This is a genomic window from Mesorhizobium sp. WSM4307, from assembly GCF_007003945.1.
Lineage (GTDB): Bacteria > Pseudomonadota > Alphaproteobacteria > Rhizobiales > Rhizobiaceae > Mesorhizobium.
The window spans coordinates 355,465-373,063 of record NZ_VFTB01000008.1 but is presented as its reverse complement, the minus strand read 5'-3'; the positions used below and the strand labels follow the sequence as shown (position 1 = coordinate 373,063).

Sequence of the window (17,599 nt, the reverse complement as noted above, 5' to 3'; positions counted from 1 at the left end):
CCCGCATGGCACTGCCGCGACGACCGCGGCCGTAATGCAGCTACGAACTCCCTTGCCGAAGGTGCCCACCCCTTCGACACTTGCGAATCTATCGCATCGGGCCGAGCGCGGATATGGCCCGCTTGCGCAGTCCCGGCATTTTCGCACGCTCGAAGGCGGCGAAAATCGACCTCTGAGTCGCACGCGAGTCCGTCGGATTCGATTTTGTCAAATCGCGTTTGATGTCGGATTCATCTGCAGGTAGATTAGACCCGAATCAGCCGGTCCTCGGGGGGCGCGGCGACCACCCAAAGTCTCACGTTCCGGAATTTTCCGGCGCCAGACGCGGATGTTTTCGCGTTCCCCTGATGGATTCCGTCTGGTTGGGCGCGACCCCGCGCCTCGTGTGTGTCTCGTAAAAGTAACGCGTTTTCGGGTTCGGCGGCTGGCCTCCAGCATCCGGACGGCAGAAACGATTCCGGCCAAAAGCAGCAAATGAGCAGTTCCGCCGCGCTTCTTCAATCCGACACATTGGGCTCGCGCCTGACGTCGCGCGGCGATCTGACCAGCTTCTTCATGGAGCTGACCGCCGAGATCGGCGCCGACAGCTACATGCTGGTCGCCATCGTCCACGACCAGGACCGCAATGACGCGCGCATTGTCTCCTCGAACTGGATCTTCGACGCCATTGAGCTGATCGGCAAGCGGCTGATCGCCAGCCTTGCCCAAGGGGCCCTCACGGTCGCGCCCGGCATCCGGCCTAGACCACTGGTGGCCGCGCAGGCGCCCGATGCCGACGGGCTGGTCTCCGGCGAAGAGGCCCGCCTGCTCGACGTGCTCGGCCATGCCGAGATCTATTCGCTGCGGCTGAATGTCGGCCGCCAGCGTCTGTTCGCCCTGTTCTCGGCGGCGACAGCAGGCCATATCGACCAGCCGGCGCTGATGAAGGCGCAGTTGAAATGCTGCTACGCTCTCTCGCATATCCCGCAGCTGATCGCCGCCGCCGCCATGCAGGATCCGCTGTCCGATCGCGAGCGCGAATGCCTGTTCTGGGTCTCGGAAGGCAAGACCACCGATGAGGTGGCGGTCATCCTTGGCGTCTCCTCCAACACCGTCAACAGCTACATCACCCACGCCATCCAGAAATTCGCGGCCAGCAACCGCGCGATGGCCATCGCCACGGCGATCAGGAGTGGCATCATTTGAAACACGCCGACATCAAGGACGCCGCGGAGGCCCTTTTCAACGAGCAGCGCAGCCCCTTCGGTGCCTTCTCGCTCAGCTCCGAGACACATCACGCCGTCACCATTCCCGATGCTGTGCGCCGCTGTCGCTGGGTATCGGTCGACATCAACGCCTCGGCCTTCGGCCTGTACTTCGTCAGCCCGTCGCCGGAACGGGCGCGGCTGGTGCCGTGCTTCGATTCCGACTATCCCGGCCTGGCCGTGGCGACGAAGTTCATCTCGGGCGCCAATGGCGAGGAGATCGTGCGCCACACCCACAACTCGACGGAGCCACGCTGGTGGACGGATGACGGCGTCGCGGCCATGGCCGAAATGTTCGGCAGCCTTGCCTGGACCGCGCAGATATCCCCCCTGGCGCCCGGCACCAGCGGCATTGCCTTTCCCGTCCACGCCGATCGCGGTCAGTGCGGCCTTGTCGTCTTCCTGGGATCGGAGATCGCGCTGCCGCAGGATATGCTCTACGAAATCCACGCCCGCTGCTTTTCCCTGTTCGCCGCTGTCGCGCGCATCCGTCCGAGCGATGCCGGCAGGATGCGAGCCATCTCCAAGCGCGAACTCGAATGCCTGAAGCTGACCGCCAACGGCAACACCAGCGAGGAGATCGCGCGGCTCCTGAAGCTGTCGGTGCATACCGCCAACCAGTACCTGACCCAGTCGACGCAGAAGCTCAACGCCGTCAACCGCAACCAGGCGGTCGCCAAGGCGCTGCGGTTGGGCCTGATCGAGTAACCAAACGATGAGCCGCTTAGGTTTGTCGAGATTCAGGTCAGGCCGAGTCGAAAATGGTTGATACCGAGAACCGGAGCGGAGCGTACTTTTCGTACGTGAGCACCGGAAGCGCAGGTGTCAGCCATTTGCAGGCCGGCCTCACCTGAATATCAACGGACCTCAGAACGCCATAGGCTCGACCTTGCGGATCCGGGCCTGTTCGATCACCGCCTCCAGCAGCGCCGTATTGTGCTCAGGGTCCTCGCCGGGCTTTTCGAACGACACATAATTGACCACGACCGAATTGCCGGCCTCGCTCAGCGTCAGCTGGAAATAGACGGTCACACCGGGTGGCCTGAGCTCCAGGTCGAGCACGATGCGCGGACTGCCGCTCCAGTCGACATGCGCCTCGCCGCCATGACCGAGTTTGAGCGTGCCCGGCATGAAGAACAGCTCCACCGCTGAATCGACCAGATCCGAAAGGCAGGCGAAATGCTCCAGCCGGATGAAGGCGATGTAGTCGGCGACATCGATCAATCTCAGTTCGCCGACCACCTGCTCGATGGCGCTGGCGACGATGATCTCGCGGGATTTTGCGTGTGGTTGGCGGTTCATGAAATCTGTCTGCGCTCAGCCTTTTTCGAGTACACGATCCGCACCAGTTCGGCGACGGCCTGGTAGAATTGCGACGGGATCACATTATCGACCGAAACTTGCTTGTACATGGAGCGGGCGAGCGTCACGTCCTCGAAGATAGGAATGTTGTGCTCCTTCGCGATCTCGCGGATTTTCAACGCCACCAGATCCTGCCCCTTGGCCACCACGAGCGGCGCCGAATCCTCGTCGCGCACATATTTCAACGCGATCGAGAAGTGGGTCGGGTTGGCGATGATCAGCGTCGCGCGCGGCACCGCCGTCATCATCCGCTTGCGCGCGCGGTCGCGTGCCAGCGAGCGCAGCCGCGACTTGACGATCGGGTCGCCTTCGGACTGCTTGAACTCGTCCTTCACCTCCTGCTTGGTCATGCGCAGGTCCTGCTTCCAATGGAAGCGAGACCAGACGATGTCGATCGCCGCGATCAGCCCCATGACGAAGACGATCGCCACCAATATGTCGACCGCGATGCCGCGGATGACGAGGCCGAAAGCAACCGGATTGGTGATCATGCCGGCAAGCAGCTTGCGATGATCCTCCGACAGCGTGAAGGTGAGCACGGCAATGGCGAAGCCGACCTTTGCCAGGGATTTCAGGAACTCGACCCAGCCCTGGGCACCGAACATCCGGTTCCAGCCCTTGGTGATCGAAATGCGCGACAGCTGCGGCCTGATCCGCTCGCCGACGAATTGCGGCATGTTCTGGAGCACCGAGGCGCCGATGCCGGCGACGGTCAAAAGCACCAGCAGGCTGACGACCGCGCGGCCAACTTCCAGCATGACGATCTTGTAGAGATCGATGACATCGGTCTCGGTGTTCATCGGCCAGGCCTCGGGCTTCTCGAGGAACATCGACAGGAACATGCCGAGGTTGATGACGGCGTCCTTGGCATAGAAGACGGTGAACACCAGTATGGCGACGAAGGAGGCGAGGATCGCGGTTTCCCTCGAATGGGGCAGCTTGCCCTGTTCGATGGTGTCGCGGACTTTCTTTTCCGTCGCCTCTTCGGTTTTTGAGTCCTTGTCGGCGGCGTCGGACATGCCTTAGGCGGCGTTCTGCGTCGCGGGAAGTTCGAATGCGCCCTCGCGCGACAGCCGGATCGTCGTCGTCACGATGGTCTTGCGCGCCGCCAGTATGTCGGCGGCCGGAACCCCCTCCGACCCCTGTCCAAGTTCGGCTTCGATCATGCGCCGCGACCGCGCGCCGATTGCCGAGAGCACCGCTTCGGCGAGTGCCGCCGATGTGCCGCGCAGCGCCAGCGTGACAAGCTCGGTCGACAGTCCGTCGAACAGAAGGACGCGTGCCTTCTGGGTGAGCAGCGGCAGGTCGTCGAAGGCAAAAAGCCTAGCCCGCACACCATCGAGGTCGGGCGTGCCGGCGGCTTCCAGGTCCTGCATGACCTCCTCGAGCAGCGGCTTGTCCAGCTCGTTGAGCACGCTGGCGACGCGCGCCTGCCCGGCCGAAGTGTCCTTGGTCGAGGTTTCCGAAAGCACGCTGGTGCGCAACCGGTTCTCGACGATCCTGGTGGCCGCGGCCGGAACATTGGCCATCGTCACCATGCGCTTGATGATTTCGCCACGCATCTCCTTCGTCAGCGTCAAAAGCACGCTCGCCGCCGCCTGCGGCGCAAGCTTCGACAGCACCATGGCCGCCGTCTGCGGATGTTCGCCGGCGAGGAAGGTGCCCAGCCGCGAAGGTTCGAGTTTTTCGAGATCGGGCCAGATCGGTGGCGGCCCTTCGGGTGCCGCCTCCGGCTTCTTGTTGCCCATGATGGCGTTCATCTCTTCGGGCGACAGCGATTCGTTGAGGATGGTGTCCATCCTGTCGGCGGAATCGAGCAGGCCGGCACCCTCGGTGAACTCGGCCTCAAACTCGGCGACGATGCGCTCGAGATCGCTCTGCGGAATGGTCCTGAGCAGCCGGGCGCCGTCGATCAGCGCCTTCAGCTCTTCCTGCTTGAAGAATTTCAACAGGCGGCTGGCGGACGGCTTGCCCATCGCCACCAATATGGCGGCCGCCTTCTGCGCGCGCGTCAGGGTCGTCAGCGGCGTCATGCTGCCTCTCGCCTCCGCTGCAACCGGCAAGCCCCACCAGCCATGTCTAGGCGCCCTTCGTGCCGGCGATGATTTCGGTCAGCCTGATGCCGAAGCGCGAGGGATCGCTTTCGAGCACCGTGATCTCGCCGCGGGCGATCTTGCGGCCATTGACCACGACGTCGACCGGCTCGCCAATGCGGCGGTTGAGTGCAACCGTGGAGCCCTTCTGCAGCGCCATCAGGTCGGCCACCGCCATCTCGGTGCTTCCCAGGATGATCTGGACATCGACGGGGATGTTCATGATGACGTTCGAATTGGCGCCCGCGGCGGCCCTGAAAGCCGCATCTGGGCGTTGCTCCTCTTCATGCAGGACCCCACGCAATTCTTCGATGGCGCGGTCGAGCTGCTCGTCCGGCTGGTCGAGTTCTGCTTCCACTTTGGTCTTGGCCATGAATCGTCTCCAAAAGCTCAGGCGCGCCCGGCACCAGCCGGCATGAGCCCATCGATGAAATCCTGCCCGGCATCGAAGGGATGCTTGATTCGGACGGTGTAATTCTGCCCCAGTTTGCCGAACTCGCATACGAACAGCGTCTGGCCGCGCGCGCTGAGGCGAGCCCGTGACTGCGCCGTTTCGTCGAAGTCGATGACCTGGCCCACTTGGAGATTGGCAAGGTCGCCAAGCGTCAGCCGCGTCAGCGGCATGGTGGCTTCGAGCGCCACCGTCGAGCGCATCACCTCTTCCGAAAAGCGTGCGCGCCAACTGGTGCCATGATCGTCCTCGCCGATGCCGGTGGTGCCGTCGCGGCCGGCAAGGACGACACGCTGCGGCATCGTCACCGTGATGGAGCCGCTGTCGACCGGCGTCGAGATGCCAAGGACGATGCGGATGGCGGCACCGTCGCGCAGCACATGCCGTTTCGCCTCGGTACCCGACATCGCCCGCGGCACGGGCAGCCGCAGGTCGAGCGAGCGCCGCCCGGATCCGTTCAGCGCCTGCGCCACCTCCTGGAACACCATGGTCGAGACATCGGCCTCGATCGGCGACAGGTCGCGCTCGATCGGCGACGCCGGCATATCCGGATCGCCGCCAAACAGCGTCGAGACCATGATCGCGATCGCGGCAGCGTCGATGACGAGCGTCATCGCATCCGAGGATGCCGGCGAACCAACGACTGTCATGGCGAAATTGTCGCCGGCGCGCGAACGCGCCTCGGGGACGCGGCTGACCTCGACGGACTTGAGGTCGACGATGACGGGAACGCCGAGTTCGCCCGAAAGGCCCTTCTGCAGCAGCGGCACGGCGCGTTCGGCCATGGCGCGGCCGGCATCGATGACCTGATCGGCCTCGCCGCTGTCGCCGACCAGGCGCTCGATGATCAGCGAGCGCGCTTGCGCGGGGCTGCCTGGGCTGGTCATGACCGTGTCGGCACCGATCTGTCGTGCATCGCTCAAGCGGCCTTCTTCTCGGCGCTGCCGGTGTTCATCGTGCTCTGCTCGACGGCGTCGATGGTCGGCCGCTCATAGGACGAAATGGTCTTGCGGCCGAATTCGATCGCCACCTGCGGCAGCGCGCCGTTCATGTAGGCGAGCAGCGTCTGCTTGACGATGATGTAGAGGCGGTTCTTCTTCTCGCGCACCGTCTTGATCTTGGTGGCGACAGGCCCGACCACGGCGTAGGACAGGAAGATGCCGAGGAAGGTGCCGACAAGCGCCGCGCCGATCAGGCCGCCGAGGATTTCCGGCGACTGGTCGAGTGCGCCCATCGCCTTGACCACGCCAAGCACGGCGGCGACGATGCCCAGCGCCGGCAGGCCGTCGCCGACCGCGACCATCGCGTGATAGGCCTTCATCTTGTCGGACTTGATGGTCTGGATCTCCTCGTCCATCAGCGCCTCGATCTCGTGCGAGCGGGCATTGCCGATGATGATGATGCGGCAGTAGTCGCAGATGAAATTCATCAGATCGTGATTCTTGAGCACCGTCGGAAAGGCCTGGAAGATGGCTGATTCTTCCGGATTGTCGATATGCGCCTCGACCTCGCTGCGCGACTTCGAGCGCAATTCGCGCATCAGGCTGTGCAGCACGCCGAGCGTTTCCAGGTAATCCTGTTCCTTCGGCACCGCCTGCTTGAAGGCCTCGATAATACCCCTGCCGGTATCCTTGACCGTCTTCATCGGGTTGGCGACCAGGAAAGTGCCCAGTGCTGCGCCACAGATGACCACGGCTTCCCATGGCTGGACCAGCACGTGCAGATGCCCGCCCATGGCCATGAAGCCGCCAAGGACGCAGCCGAGCGTCACCACAAGTCCAATCAGAATGCCCACGACAGGTCCTTCCGCATTTCACGACAGACCCAACGGATAGTCCCCGTGCCTTGTGTGAGGCTTGAATCCGGGCCGCTACGGAACCGAATGTTGGGCGATTCAGTTTCGCGCAAGGAAGTGAGGTTACTGTCGCGACACTAAGCTTCGGCCGGAGGCGTGACGTTGCTCAATACCTTTACCAGCTACCAGTTGATCACCAGGGACATCAACAAGTCGATCGACCGCATCGAGCAGCAGCCGACTGTCGATCGCGATACCAAATATTACCTGGCCAACATAACCAAGGTGAAATCGATCGACGATTTCGTCAAAAATGACCGGCTGTTCAAATATGCCATGAAGGCCTACGGGCTGGAGGACATGGACTACGCCAAGGCCTTCATGGTCAAGGCGCTCAAGGAAGGCGTCACCGACCCTAACAGTTTCGCCAACAAGTTGACCGACAAGCGCTACGCCCAGTTCGTCAGCGCCTTCAACTTCGCCGCCAATGGCGCCAACGCCACCATCTACAACAAGGCGCAGCAGCTGGTGACGAAGAATTACGCCACGCAGGCGACGATCGCCGGCCTTGATCCGAATTCGGACTATGTGAAGGGCGAGACGACCTACTACCTCGCCAACATCACCAAGGTGAAATCGGTCGACGACCTGATGTCGAACAGCCGGCTCTACACCTACGCGCTGGCCGCGTTCGGTCTCGATTCGGCGACGGAGAATAAGGACCTCATCAAACAGGTCCTGCAGGGTGGCGTGCGCGACCCCAACAGCGTCGCCAACAAGCAGACGAACCCGGCCTACGCGGCATTGGCCTCGGCCTTCAACTTCGAGCAGTACGGCGAAGCCGCAACCACCATCAATCCGGCGCAGCAGCCGACTGTCGACAAGTATATGCGCCAGACGCTGGAGGTGGATGCCGGCAAGACCAATGAGGGCGTGCGGCTGGCGCTTTACTTCCAGCGCAAGGCGCCCGACATCACCAGCTGGTACGACGTGCTGGCCGATACGGCCCTTGCCAGTGTCGTGCGCACCGCGCTCGGGCTCCCCGATTCCTTCGCCACCGCCGACATCGACAAGCAGGCGCAGCTCTTCGAACAGAAGCTCGACATCTCGGATTTCACCGACCCCGTGAAACTCGGCAAGTTCCTGACCCGCTTCACCAGCATGTACGAGATCAACAATCCGACCTCGACGGCCGTGACGTCAGTCAGCGTGCTCTTTGCCCAGCCGGTCACGGCGGGCATCTCCACCGACCTGATGATGGCCATGCAGAAGTTGAAGTTCTGATCATGCAGGACAGTCTCTACGTCGCCCTATCCGCGCAGATGGCGCTCGAACGCCGGCTCGACACCATCGCCGACAATGTCGCCAACGCCAACACTGTCGGCTTTCGCGCCACCGGCGTGAAATTCGAGGACATGGTGTCGGGCACCGGGCAGAAATCGGTGTCCTTCGCCTCGTCGGGCAAGACCTATCTTTCGGGCGCCCACGGTTCGCTGACCGAGACCGGCAATCCGTTCGATTTCGCCATCCAGGGTGACGCCTGGTTCGCCATCGACACACCGGCCGGCACCGTCATGACGCGCGACGGCCGCTTCTCGATGAACGAGAATGGCGAACTCATGTCGATCGAAGGCCATCCGGTGCTCGACGCCGGCGGCGCGCCGATCCAGCTCGACCCCCGCAACGGTCCGCCCAAGGCCGGCGCCGACGGCTCGCTGCGCCAGAACGACCAGCTTGTCGGCTCGATCGGCCTTTACAATTTCGACCCGGGCGAGAATTTCGTGCGCTACGGCAATTCCGGCATCGTGCCGGCGCGCACCCCCGAGCCGGTCACCGACCGCTCCGATGTCGGTATCGCGCAGGGTTTCGTCGAAGAATCCAACGTCAATCCGGTGCTGGAGATGACCCGCCTGATCATGGTCCAGCGCGCCTTCGAGAACACCGCCGCGCTGATGCGTCAAACGGATTCTTCCACCGACGAGGCGATCAAGACGCTCGGCTCGAAGTCGTAGCATGTCGCTCGACCGGTCCTCCATCCGTGCACCCGAAAGGCAGCTCCCACCGGCGCCCGAAGATCGGCTCGCCGCACTGGAACGGGTAATTCGGCGTTTCAGCAACACCGACGGGCTGGTCAAGCGTGGCGGTCTCGTCACCGAAGTCACGTCCACGCACTACAAGGTGCGCGGCCTTTCCGATTTCGCCAGGCTGGGCGACATCGTCGAGCAGCGCGGCCAGTCCGGCGCGCGCCGCGGCGAGATCGTCAAGATCAGCCGCGACGAAGTCGTCGTCGCCCCCTTCGAACGCAGCGCCGATGCCGGTATCGGCGATGCGGTGTTCCGCAGGGGTCCACTCGCGGTGGCGCCGCATGATTCATGGCGCGGCCGCACCATCGACGCGCTCACCCGGGCGATCGATGGCGGTGCGCCGCTGATCAGGGGCGAAGACCTGTCGGGCGGCGCCACGACGCCAGGCGCCATGGCGCGGCAGCGCGTCGGTACCGCCTTCATGACCGGCGTCAAGGTCATCGACATCTTCACGCCGCTGTGCTTCGGTCAGCGCATGGGCGTCTTTGCGGGTTCGGGCGTCGGCAAGTCGACGCTGCTCGCCATGCTCGCCGGCGCCGACGCGTTCGACACCGTCGTCGTCGCGCTGATCGGCGAACGCGGCCGCGAGGTCCGCGAATTCCTCGAGGACACAATCGGCGACAGCATGGCCAAGACCGTGGCCGTCGTCGCCACCAGCGACGAGAGCGCCATGATGCGCCGGCGCGCGCCCGACACCGCCATGCGGGTCGCCGAGCACTTTCGCGACCAGGGCCATCGCGTGCTCCTGGTGCTGGATTCGATCACCCGCTTCGCGCATGCCTTGCGCGAGGTGGCGACGGGAACCGGCGAGCCGCCGGTTGCCCGCGGCTATCCCGCCTCGGTTTTCACCGAACTTCCCAAATTGCTCGAGCGCGCCGGACCGGGGGCCGAAGGCAAGGGGTCGATTACCGCCATCATTTCCGTGCTGGTCGACGGCGACGACCACAATGATCCGGTCGCCGATTCCGTGCGCGGCATCCTCGACGGCCATGTCGTGCTCGACCGCGCGATCGCCGAACAGGGTCGCTATCCGCCGGTCAATCCCCTGTCATCCATATCGCGCCTGGCCGGCAAGGCCTGGAGCGTCGAACAGCGCGCTTTGGTGACGCGGCTGAAGTCGATGATCGCACGCTTCGAGGACACGCGCGACATCCGCCTGCTCGGCGCCTATCAGGGTGGCGCCGACGCCGAGCTCGACATCGCCGTGCGCCAGGTGCCGCTGATCTACGAGGCGCTGACGCAATCGCCCAGGGACCGCCCGTCAGCCGATCCGTTCTCCGATCTCGCCCGCCATCTCAAGGGAAAGCTGAATGCCGAATCAGGAGACTGAACGCCAATACACCGAGCGCATCCTGAATGAGATGATCGCCGCGGCGAACGCCGCCGAGGAGGCTCAAGCCGAGGAGGAGAGGAGGGCCAAGGCAAAGGCCGCCAGCGCCATCGCAGCCAAGACCGCGGCTGTTCTGGCCAGAGCCGTCAAGCCGGTCCTGCCCCGATCCGAACCTGTCGCTCGGGCTGCCGCGCCCGTGGTTCCCCGCGTCGAGGCCGCCGAGATCACGCAGGCAAGCCGCGAATCGCTGATCGATGGCCTGTTTCCCGTCACCGAATGGCCGCAACCGCCAAAGGCGCAATTTCCAAAATTAAGCAAGAAGGCGGACCGGCGCAGCGACTTCGTCATCGCCGCGCTCGGCGTCACGCTCGGCCTGATCTGCGCCCTGTTTCCCTGGTATATCTTCTTCAACCAGGAGCAGTTCGGCGTTCAGGCGATCAAGTTTGGCGGCACCGGCACCAATTCGGGACGCGAGGGTGGCGGCGTGGTGACCTCGCGCAGCGCGCCGCTGACGGCCAAGGACCTTCCCAACACCAGCATCGACCTGCTCGCCACCGGGACGGTGCAGGATGACGCCACCCCGGCGCAGCCGCCCGGCGACCAGCCCTTCCCGGCCGATGTCGCGAAATTCCGCATGGTCCATGTCGCCAACGGCCGTGCCATGATCGAGGACGACACCGGCCTGTGGATCGTCCAGCGCGGCTCGATACTGCCGGACTCTAGCACCGTGTCGTCGATCGAGCAGCGCAACGGCAAATGGGTCATGCTGACCAGCACCAATCAGCTGATCCAGCTTTCCAGGTAGCGGCTGCCCGCAAGGTCCGCGCAAGACTGGCGGCCTAGTCTTTGGGCACATGCCCGGAGATTCCCATGGAGCCCGTTTCCCTTTTCGATCTCGCCGCCAAGCAAGCGCAGTGGCTTTCCGTGCGCCAGTCGGCGATCGCCGGCAACATCGCCAACGCCAACACGCCGGGCTACACGGCAAACGATGTCGAGCCCTTCGAGAAGGTGCTCGACCGCACGGCTGTGTCGTTGCAGACCACCGAGGCCGGCCATCTCGGCAGCGCGGCGACCAATGCCGGCTTCACCATCAAGCCGCAGGAAGATGACGGCGTGGTCATGCCGTCCAAGAACACCGTCGTGCTTGAGGACCAGCTTCTCAAGGCCGGCGAGGTGCGCCGTTCCTTCGAGCTCAACACGGCGATCGTCAAGGCTTTCCACTCGATGATGATGATGGCGGTGAAGAGCTGACATGGACGCACTGACCGCAGCCCTGAAAGTCGCGGCATCCGGCCTCGGCGCCCAGTCCGAGCGCCTGCGCGTGGTCTCTGAAAACCTCGCCAATGCCCAGTCGACCGGCACGACGCCCGGCGCTGACCCCTATCGCCGCAAGACCATCAGCTTCGTCTCCGAGCTTGACCGGGCGTCCGGCGCCTCAACGGTTGAAGTGAACTCGATCGACCGCGATCCAAGTGTCTTCCCCGTCGAATTCCAGCCTGGCAACGAGGCCGCCGACGAGAAGGGCTACGTCAAGATGCCCAATGTCAACGCGCTGATCGAAATGGCCGACATGACCGAGGCCAACCGCTCCTACGAGGCCAACCTGCAAGTCGTGAAGCAGGCGCGCGACCTCATTTCAATGACCATCGACCTGATGAGGAACCAATGATCGTGAACGGCATCGGCGCGCTCAACCTGAAGCCCGGGCTGGGCGATACGGCGACCGACCTGCTTCAGGGCGGTGTCGCGCCGGCGACATCAGGCAACCTTGGCAGCTCCTTTGCCGAAGCGGTGAGCCAGGCAGCCTCCAAGACCGTCAACACGCTGCAGAATGCCGAACAGGTGTCGCTCCAGGCGCTCAAGGGCGATGCCGACACCCGCCAGGTCGTCGATGCCGTGATGAGCGCGCAGCAGGCGCTTCAGACCGCCGTCGCCATCCGCGACAAGGTCGTTTCGGCCTACCTCGAAGTCAGTCGCATGGGTATCTGAGGAATAGGTCATGAAAGCACTTTCCATCGCCGCCACCGGCATGAATGCCCAGCAGACAAATCTGGAAGTCATCGCCAACAACATCGCCAACATCAACACCACCGGCTACAAGCGGGCGCGCGCCGAATTCTCCGACCTGCTCTACCAGGTTGACCGCACGCAAGGCGTACCCAACCGCTCCAACGCCTCGCTGGTGCCGGAAGGCGTTTCGATCGGTCTCGGCGTCAAGACGACGGCCGTGCGCAACGTGCACACCCAGGGCGAACTGACCAGCACCGGCAACAGTTTCGACATGGCGCTGACCGGCAGGGGCTGGTTCCAGATCGAGGGCGCCGATGGCGGCACGCTCTACACCCGCGCCGGCGCCTTCAACACCAACGCCACCGGCCAGCTGGTGACGGTGGATGGCGCCAATGTCATTCCGGCGATCACCGTGCCGACCGACGCGGTCGAGGTGATCGTCAACAAGACCGGTCAGGTGTTTGCCCGCATCGACGGCCAGACCGACCTGCAGAATCTCGGCCAGCTCCAGATCGTCAACTTCGCCAACGAGGCGGGCCTCGCGCCGCTCGGCGACAATCTGTTCCAGGAAACGACCGCCTCCGGCCCGGCCAATGCCGGCGTGCCCGGCGATCCCGGCTTCGCCACCATCCAGCAGGGCTATCTCGAGGCCTCCAACGTCGACCCGGTCAAGGAAATCACCGAGCTGATCTCGGCGCAGCGCGCCTATGAGATGAATTCCAAGGTGATCCAGGCCGCCGACGACATGGCCTCGGTCGTCTCCAAGAACATCAGGTAAGGGATGATGGCCATGCCGATCTCCTGCTCCGCATTCCGCCGCACCGCGCTGATCCTTGCGCTGGTAGTCGGTGGCTTGCCGGCTTTCGCACAGGAATCGGCAAATCAATCGACAAATCAGTCGGCAACGCAGATCGCCAGCGATCAGCCTGCCGGCGAGGTCGTGCTGATCCCCAGTCGCGTCATCTACCCCGGCGAGACCATCGAACTCGCCGCCCTGAAACAGGTGACCCTCATCGCGGGCAAACACAAGCCCGATGCGATGGTGACCCGCGCCGAAGAGCTTCAGGGCAAGATCGCCAAGCGCACGCTGCTGCCCGGTCGCTACATCCCGGCCGCCGCCATCCGCGAGGCCTGGCTGGTCGAACAGGGTGCAGCCGTGCAGGTCTTCTTCATCGCCGGCGGACTGACGATATCGGCCACCGCGGTAACCTTGCAGCCAGGTTCAGCCGGCGACCTCATCAAGGTTCGCAACAGCGATAGCGGCAAGATCCTCTCCGGCACAGTGATGGCCGACGGAACCATCCAGGTCAGCGCTTCATGATGCGCCCGCTTGCCCTTCTGCTTGCGGCCGTACTCGGCCTGCAGCCGGCGCTGGCCGACGGCCTGACACCCAAGGCGAAGCGCGAACTCGCCGCCAAGAACGGCGGCGTCTACGACGATCCGGAATATGATCCGGCGACCACCACCCGCATGTTCCGCGTTTCGCCCGGACCGAGCTCGCTGCCGCCTGGCCAGGTCGCCTCGCGCATCAAGGACATCGCCCAGCTGCAGAGTTCGCGCGACAACCAGCTGGTCGGCTACGGCCTGGTCATCGGCCTCGCCGGCTCGGGTGACAGTCTGCGCAATTCGCCGTTCACCGAGCAGTCGATCCGCGCCATGCTCGAAAATCTCGGCATCGCCACCGAAGGCGGCCGCGCGCGCGCCAAGAACGTCGCCGCCGTCATCGTCACCGCCAACATGCCCCCCTATGTGCAATCGGGCGCCCGCATCGACATCGACGTCTCCTCTATGGGCGACGCCACCTCGCTTGCCGGCGGCACGCTGATCATGACGCCGCTGAAGGCGGCGGACGGCGAGATCTATGCCGTCGGTCAGGGCGCGGTCATCGTTTCCGGCTTCACCGCCAAGGGCCAGGCCGAACAATTGACGCAGGGCGTGCCGACCGCCGGCCGGGTGCCGAACGGCGCCATCGTCGAGCGTTCGGTGAAGGCCGAATTCGACGACCAGTCGACGCTGACGCTGCAATTGCGCAATCCCGATTTCTCGACCGCCATCCGCATCGCCGACGCGATCAACGACTATACCAGCCAGCGCTTCGGCATGCGCGTCGCGGGTGAGCGCGATTCTCGCACCGTGCAGATCAGAAGGCCAAAGGGCGTTTCGGCCGCGCGCTTCTATGCCGAGATCGAAAACCTGGTGGTCGAATCCGATACGCCGGCCCGCGTCGTCATCGACGAGCGCACCGGCACCATCGTCATCGGCAACGACGTCAAGATCTCGCGCGTTGCCATCAGCCACGGCACGCTCACGGTGCGCATCACCGAAGCGCCGCGCATCGTGCAGCCCGAACCTTTCTCCAAGGGCGAAACCGCTGTCGAGCCGTTCACCGCCATCGACGCCAGCCGGCCCGATGCCCGCGTCGCGGTGCTCGACGGACCCGACCTGCAAACCCTCGTTTCCGGCCTCAACCGCCTCGGCGTCAAGCCGGACGGTATCATTGCCATCCTGCAAGGCATCAAGTCGGCCGGCGCCCTGCAAGCCGATCTGGTCCTCCAATAGGCGATGCCGATGATCCCCTCCCTTCTATCCCACGAAAGACGCTCCTGCCGCGCAATCCTGTCCGCGGCCGCGGCTCTCGCGGCCATGGCCGTTGCCAGTGGCGGCGCACATGGCGAGGATGTCGTTCGCCAGGTTCTGCCCGGAGCGCAGCCCGCGGTGGCGCCGCAGCAATTGGCCCGGGAGAAGGCGCCCGACCAGAGCGAGATCGAGCGCTTCTGCTCCAACATCGCCGACGCCGCCCGCGACCGCCGCTACGCCTTGCAGGCCGAGGAACTGAAGCAGCTGCAGGCCGGCATCGACGAGCGCATGAAAGCGCTGGACGCGAAGAAGGCCGAATACGAGACCTGGCTGAAGCGGCGTGAAGTGTTCCTGGCCCAGGCCGAGGACGGCGTCGTCAAGATCTACGCCGGCATGAAGCCCGATGCGGCGGCCGAACGCCTGGCGATCGTCAACGCCGACCTGGCCGCGGCCATTCTGATGAAGCTCGATTCACGCAAGGCCGGGGTCATTCTCAACGAAATGGACCAGAAGGCGGCGGCGACTCTCACCGGCATCATGGCCAGCGCAGCCCGAAGGGTAGATCCGTCATGATCCGCAGAACGCTCATCCTGTGCGCGGTGGCAGCCCTGTCCGGCTGCGGCACCAACCTCAGGGAAGTCGGCAAGGAACCGTCGCTGTCGCCGGTCGGCTCGGGCATTGACGGCGGCAACACGTCTTCCCTGTACAGATACCCCGAGCCGCCTCGGGCACCGGTGAAAAAGTTCTCGCTGTGGGACGATCGCCAGAGCCGCCTCTTCACCGATCCCCGGGCGCTCTCACAGGGCGACATCCTGACCGTCACGATCAAGGTCAACGACCGCGCCAATTTCAAGAACCAGAACGACAGGAGCCGCACCGCCAACCGCAAGCTCGGCTTCGACCTCAGCGCGCAATGGGACAAGTGGAGCACCGCCGGCAAGGGCGCCGGCACGCTCAACTCCGCAACGGACACGACGGCCGATGGCGAGATCAAACGATCGGAAACGCTTGAACTCAATGTCGCGGCGATCGTCACCGATGTCTTGCCGAACGGCAATCTGATGATCACGGGGTCGCAGGAAGTGCGCGTCAACGCCGAACTGAGGGTGCTGACCATCGCCGGCATCGTGCGGCCGGCCGATATCGGCGCCGAGAACACGATCCCCTACGAACGGATCGCCGAGGCGCGCATTTCCTATGGCGGGCGCGGCCGCATCACCGAGATCCAGCAGCCGGCCTACGGCCAGCAGATCCTCGACCAGGTTCTTCCGTTCTAGGGATTGGAGAACAGAGCGCCGTGGCCAATGTCGAACAACTCCAGCCTCGCAAGGGTCCATCCCTTGTGGTTCAGGGCGCCATGCTGCTGGTGGTGACGGTCGCCGCCATCGGCATGGGCTGGATGTCCGGAGGTTATCTCAAGGGCGCCGGCGCACCGCCATCGGTGCCGGCTGCTCCTGAAAATGCGGGCAAGGTTGCCGAACCCTCTGCTGCGCAACAGCCTGGCACGGGGCCGACGCTTGTCGCGCTGGCGCCGATCACCACGAATATCGCCTCACCCGCCGACACCTGGATCCGGATGGAAGCATCCGTGGTCTACGACGCGCCGCAGCCGCCGGCGATGACGGAGGACATCCATCAGGACCTTCTGGCCTTCGTGCGTACGCTGAAGATGCATCAGGTCGAGGGCGCCAGCGGTTACCAGCACCTGAAAGCCGATATCGAGGAACGCGCCTCGATCCGCAGCCAGGGGCACGCCAAACAGGTTCTCATCAGGACATTGCTGCTCGAATGAAGAAGTTCCTTCTCGCCGCGGCGCTGATCGGCGCCGCCACCTCCGTCGCGGCGGCGCAGCAGCTGGACCTGGGCGGCATCGGAAAGGCCGACGGTACCACCGTCGGCTACATCATCCAGATGTTCGGCCTGCTGACCGTGCTGTCGGTGGCGCCCGGGCTGCTGATCATGGTGACGAGCTTCACCCGTTTCGTCATCGCCTTCTCGATCCTGCGCGCCGGCATCGGCCTGCAGTCGACGCCGGCGAACCTCATCCTCATTTCGCTGTCGCTGTTCATGACCTTCTACGTCATGGCGCCGACGTTCGATCAGGCCTGGAACACCGGCGTCAAGCCGCTGATGGACAACCAGATCAGCCAGACCGAGGCCTTCGAGAAGATCTCGGATCCGTTCCGCACCTTCATGCTGCACAATGTGCGCGACAAGGATTTCGACCTTTTCGCCGACCTCGCGCGCGAGCGCGGCCAGGTCGTCGCCAAGGAGACGGTCGACCTGCGCATCCTGGTGCCCGCCTTCATGATCTCCGAGATCCGCCGCGGCTTCGAGATCGGCTTCCTGATCGTGCTGCCCTTCCTGGTCATCGACCTGATCGTCGCCACCATCACCATGGCGATGGGCATGATGATGCTGCCGCCCACCGTTGTCTCGCTGCCGTTCAAGATCCTGTTCTTTGTCCTGATCGACGGCTGGAACCTGCTCGTCGGCAGCCTGGTGCGCTCCTTCACCTGACCCTGCTCTCCGGCCCGAGGCCGCGTCTGCCCGACAGGACCGGGCAGTGCGCCGGACATCGTCGATTTTTTCTCGAATTATTTTCGATTAACCGTCCGATTTAGCCCTTTGGTAGGAACTCGCCGCCATAGTC

The 17,599-nt window shown here is 64.1% G+C and carries 22 protein-coding genes; 16 read left to right on the top strand and 6 right to left on the bottom strand.

Annotation, left to right across the window (positions count from 1 at the left end; genetic code table 11):
- Positions 1–474: 474 nt before the first annotated feature.
- Complete coding sequence (locus tag FJV83_RS21535; protein ID WP_095772675.1) at positions 475–1,185, top strand: helix-turn-helix transcriptional regulator; 711 nt, start codon at positions 475–477, stop codon at positions 1,183–1,185.
- A complete protein-coding gene (locus FJV83_RS21530) occupies positions 1,182–1,952 on the top strand; it encodes a helix-turn-helix transcriptional regulator (protein WP_095786940.1) in 771 nt (256 codons plus the stop codon). Before FJV83_RS21535 ends, FJV83_RS21530 begins: the two co-directional genes overlap by 4 nt.
- A 159-nt stretch (positions 1,953–2,111) precedes the next feature.
- Here the strand turns inward: FJV83_RS21530 and FJV83_RS21525 are convergent, their stop codons facing one another.
- The 6 genes from FJV83_RS21525 to motA are packed head-to-tail and all read right to left on the bottom strand — an operon-like array spanning position 2,112 to position 6,945.
- Positions 2,112–2,546, bottom strand: coding sequence for a hypothetical protein (locus tag FJV83_RS21525; RefSeq protein WP_095772673.1), 435 nt, complete (start codon positions 2,544–2,546; stop codon positions 2,112–2,114).
- On the bottom strand, positions 2,543–3,625 hold the full coding sequence (gene flhB / locus FJV83_RS21520) for a flagellar biosynthesis protein FlhB (protein WP_019860936.1): 1,083 nt from the start codon (positions 3,623–3,625) through the stop codon (positions 2,543–2,545). The genes FJV83_RS21525 and flhB overlap by 4 nt, the downstream gene beginning before the upstream one ends.
- Before the next feature lie 3 nt (positions 3,626–3,628).
- A complete protein-coding gene (locus FJV83_RS21515) occupies positions 3,629–4,639 on the bottom strand; it encodes a flagellar motor switch protein FliG (protein ID WP_095772672.1) in 1,011 nt (336 codons plus the stop codon).
- A gap of 46 nt (positions 4,640–4,685) precedes the next feature.
- Positions 4,686–5,072 (bottom strand): flagellar motor switch protein FliN, encoded by a 387-nt coding sequence (fliN, locus tag FJV83_RS21510; protein ID WP_019860938.1) that lies wholly within the window; start codon positions 5,070–5,072, stop codon positions 4,686–4,688.
- 17 nt (positions 5,073–5,089) lie between these two features.
- Positions 5,090–6,037 carry a FliM/FliN family flagellar motor switch protein gene (locus tag FJV83_RS21505; protein ID WP_142875686.1) on the bottom strand — a complete coding sequence of 316 codons (948 nt, stop codon included), beginning with the start codon at positions 6,035–6,037 and terminating at the stop codon, positions 5,090–5,092.
- Positions 6,038–6,069: 32 nt separating this feature from the next.
- The gene (gene motA / locus FJV83_RS21500) at positions 6,070–6,945 is read right to left on the bottom strand and encodes a flagellar motor stator protein MotA (RefSeq protein ID WP_095772671.1); all 876 of its coding nucleotides are present in this window, start codon (positions 6,943–6,945) and stop codon (positions 6,070–6,072) included.
- 162 nt (positions 6,946–7,107) lie between these two features.
- Between motA and FJV83_RS21495 the strand changes: the two genes are divergently transcribed.
- From FJV83_RS21495 to fliP, 14 genes are all read left to right on the top strand, one after another.
- Positions 7,108–8,229 carry a DUF1217 domain-containing protein gene (locus tag FJV83_RS21495; protein WP_142884470.1) on the top strand — a complete coding sequence of 374 codons (1,122 nt, stop codon included), beginning with the start codon at positions 7,108–7,110 and terminating at the stop codon, positions 8,227–8,229.
- A 2-nt stretch (positions 8,230–8,231) separates the two neighbouring features.
- Entirely contained in the window at positions 8,232–8,957 is a 726-nt protein-coding gene (gene flgF / locus FJV83_RS21490; protein ID WP_019860945.1) for a flagellar basal-body rod protein FlgF, read from the top strand.
- A gap of 1 nt (position 8,958) precedes the next feature.
- Positions 8,959–10,359: a flagellar protein export ATPase FliI gene (fliI, locus tag FJV83_RS21485; protein ID WP_095772670.1), complete on the top strand. Its 1,401-nt coding sequence runs from the start codon at positions 8,959–8,961 to the stop codon at positions 10,357–10,359.
- On the top strand, positions 10,340–11,164 hold the full coding sequence (locus tag FJV83_RS21480) for a hypothetical protein (RefSeq protein ID WP_095792695.1): 825 nt from the start codon (positions 10,340–10,342) through the stop codon (positions 11,162–11,164). The genes fliI and FJV83_RS21480 overlap by 20 nt, the downstream gene beginning before the upstream one ends.
- Before the next feature lie 65 nt (positions 11,165–11,229).
- Entirely contained in the window at positions 11,230–11,610 is a 381-nt protein-coding gene (gene flgB / locus FJV83_RS21475) for a flagellar basal body rod protein FlgB (protein WP_019860948.1), read from the top strand.
- Position 11,611: 1 nt separating this feature from the next.
- Complete coding sequence (gene flgC / locus FJV83_RS21470; protein WP_095772668.1) at positions 11,612–12,028, top strand: flagellar basal body rod protein FlgC; 417 nt, start codon at positions 11,612–11,614, stop codon at positions 12,026–12,028.
- Positions 12,025–12,348, top strand: coding sequence for a flagellar hook-basal body complex protein FliE (locus tag FJV83_RS21465; RefSeq protein WP_185973265.1), 324 nt, complete (start codon positions 12,025–12,027; stop codon positions 12,346–12,348). The genes flgC and FJV83_RS21465 overlap by 4 nt, the downstream gene beginning before the upstream one ends.
- Positions 12,349–12,358: 10 nt before the next feature.
- The gene (gene flgG, locus FJV83_RS21460; protein ID WP_019860950.1) at positions 12,359–13,147 is read left to right on the top strand and encodes a flagellar basal-body rod protein FlgG; all 789 of its coding nucleotides are present in this window, start codon (positions 12,359–12,361) and stop codon (positions 13,145–13,147) included.
- 6 nt (positions 13,148–13,153) lie between these two features.
- Entirely contained in the window at positions 13,154–13,690 is a 537-nt protein-coding gene (gene flgA / locus FJV83_RS21455) for a flagellar basal body P-ring formation chaperone FlgA (RefSeq protein ID WP_185973266.1), read from the top strand.
- Between the two features lie 149 nt (positions 13,691–13,839).
- Positions 13,840–14,928 (top strand): flagellar basal body P-ring protein FlgI, encoded by a 1,089-nt coding sequence (locus FJV83_RS21450; RefSeq protein ID WP_245318115.1) that lies wholly within the window; start codon positions 13,840–13,842, stop codon positions 14,926–14,928.
- Between the two features lie 3 nt (positions 14,929–14,931).
- Positions 14,932–15,519 carry a MotE family protein gene (locus FJV83_RS21445; RefSeq protein WP_185973267.1) on the top strand — a complete coding sequence of 196 codons (588 nt, stop codon included), beginning with the start codon at positions 14,932–14,934 and terminating at the stop codon, positions 15,517–15,519.
- Positions 15,516–16,223, top strand: a complete 708-nt coding sequence (flgH, locus tag FJV83_RS21440; protein WP_095786944.1) for a flagellar basal body L-ring protein FlgH — start codon at positions 15,516–15,518, stop codon at positions 16,221–16,223. Before FJV83_RS21445 ends, flgH begins: the two co-directional genes overlap by 4 nt.
- Before the next feature lie 20 nt (positions 16,224–16,243).
- Complete coding sequence (locus FJV83_RS21435) at positions 16,244–16,738, top strand: flagellar basal body-associated FliL family protein (protein ID WP_095772664.1); 495 nt, start codon at positions 16,244–16,246, stop codon at positions 16,736–16,738.
- Positions 16,735–17,466: a flagellar type III secretion system pore protein FliP gene (gene fliP / locus FJV83_RS21430; RefSeq protein ID WP_019860957.1), complete on the top strand. Its 732-nt coding sequence runs from the start codon at positions 16,735–16,737 to the stop codon at positions 17,464–17,466. The genes FJV83_RS21435 and fliP overlap by 4 nt, the downstream gene beginning before the upstream one ends.
- Positions 17,467–17,599: the final 133 nt, after the last annotated feature.

Bases quoted from the DNA above. Each gene is read 5' to 3' on its own strand.
- flgC (WP_095772668.1), top strand. From the start codon at position 11,612: ATGGACGCACTGACCGCAGCCCTGAAAGTCGCGGCATCCGGCCTCGGC.
- flgG (WP_019860950.1), top strand. From the start codon at position 12,359: ATGAAAGCACTTTCCATCGCCGCCACCGGCATGAATGCCCAGCAGACA.
- fliN (WP_019860938.1), bottom strand. From the start codon at position 5,072: ATGGCCAAGACCAAAGTGGAAGCAGAACTCGACCAGCCGGACGAGCAG.
- FJV83_RS21480 (WP_095792695.1), top strand. From the start codon at position 10,340: ATGCCGAATCAGGAGACTGAACGCCAATACACCGAGCGCATCCTGAAT.
- fliI (WP_095772670.1), top strand. From the start codon at position 8,959: ATGTCGCTCGACCGGTCCTCCATCCGTGCACCCGAAAGGCAGCTCCCA.
- FJV83_RS21505 (WP_142875686.1), bottom strand. From the start codon at position 6,037: ATGACCAGCCCAGGCAGCCCCGCGCAAGCGCGCTCGCTGATCATCGAG.
- FJV83_RS21450 (WP_245318115.1), top strand. From the start codon at position 13,840: ATGTTCCGCGTTTCGCCCGGACCGAGCTCGCTGCCGCCTGGCCAGGTC.
- flgF (WP_019860945.1), top strand. From the start codon at position 8,232: ATGCAGGACAGTCTCTACGTCGCCCTATCCGCGCAGATGGCGCTCGAA.
- FJV83_RS21535 (WP_095772675.1), top strand. From the start codon at position 475: ATGAGCAGTTCCGCCGCGCTTCTTCAATCCGACACATTGGGCTCGCGC.
- FJV83_RS21525 (WP_095772673.1), bottom strand. From the start codon at position 2,546: ATGAACCGCCAACCACACGCAAAATCCCGCGAGATCATCGTCGCCAGC.
- flgH (WP_095786944.1), top strand. From the start codon at position 15,516: ATGATCCGCAGAACGCTCATCCTGTGCGCGGTGGCAGCCCTGTCCGGC.
- FJV83_RS21465 (WP_185973265.1), top strand. From the start codon at position 12,025: ATGATCGTGAACGGCATCGGCGCGCTCAACCTGAAGCCCGGGCTGGGC.
- FJV83_RS21515 (WP_095772672.1), bottom strand. From the start codon at position 4,639: ATGACGCCGCTGACGACCCTGACGCGCGCGCAGAAGGCGGCCGCCATA.
- flgA (WP_185973266.1), top strand. From the start codon at position 13,154: ATGGCCATGCCGATCTCCTGCTCCGCATTCCGCCGCACCGCGCTGATC.
- flhB (WP_019860936.1), bottom strand. From the start codon at position 3,625: ATGTCCGACGCCGCCGACAAGGACTCAAAAACCGAAGAGGCGACGGAA.
- fliP (WP_019860957.1), top strand. From the start codon at position 16,735: ATGAAGAAGTTCCTTCTCGCCGCGGCGCTGATCGGCGCCGCCACCTCC.
- flgB (WP_019860948.1), top strand. From the start codon at position 11,230: ATGGAGCCCGTTTCCCTTTTCGATCTCGCCGCCAAGCAAGCGCAGTGG.
- FJV83_RS21445 (WP_185973267.1), top strand. From the start codon at position 14,932: ATGCCGATGATCCCCTCCCTTCTATCCCACGAAAGACGCTCCTGCCGC.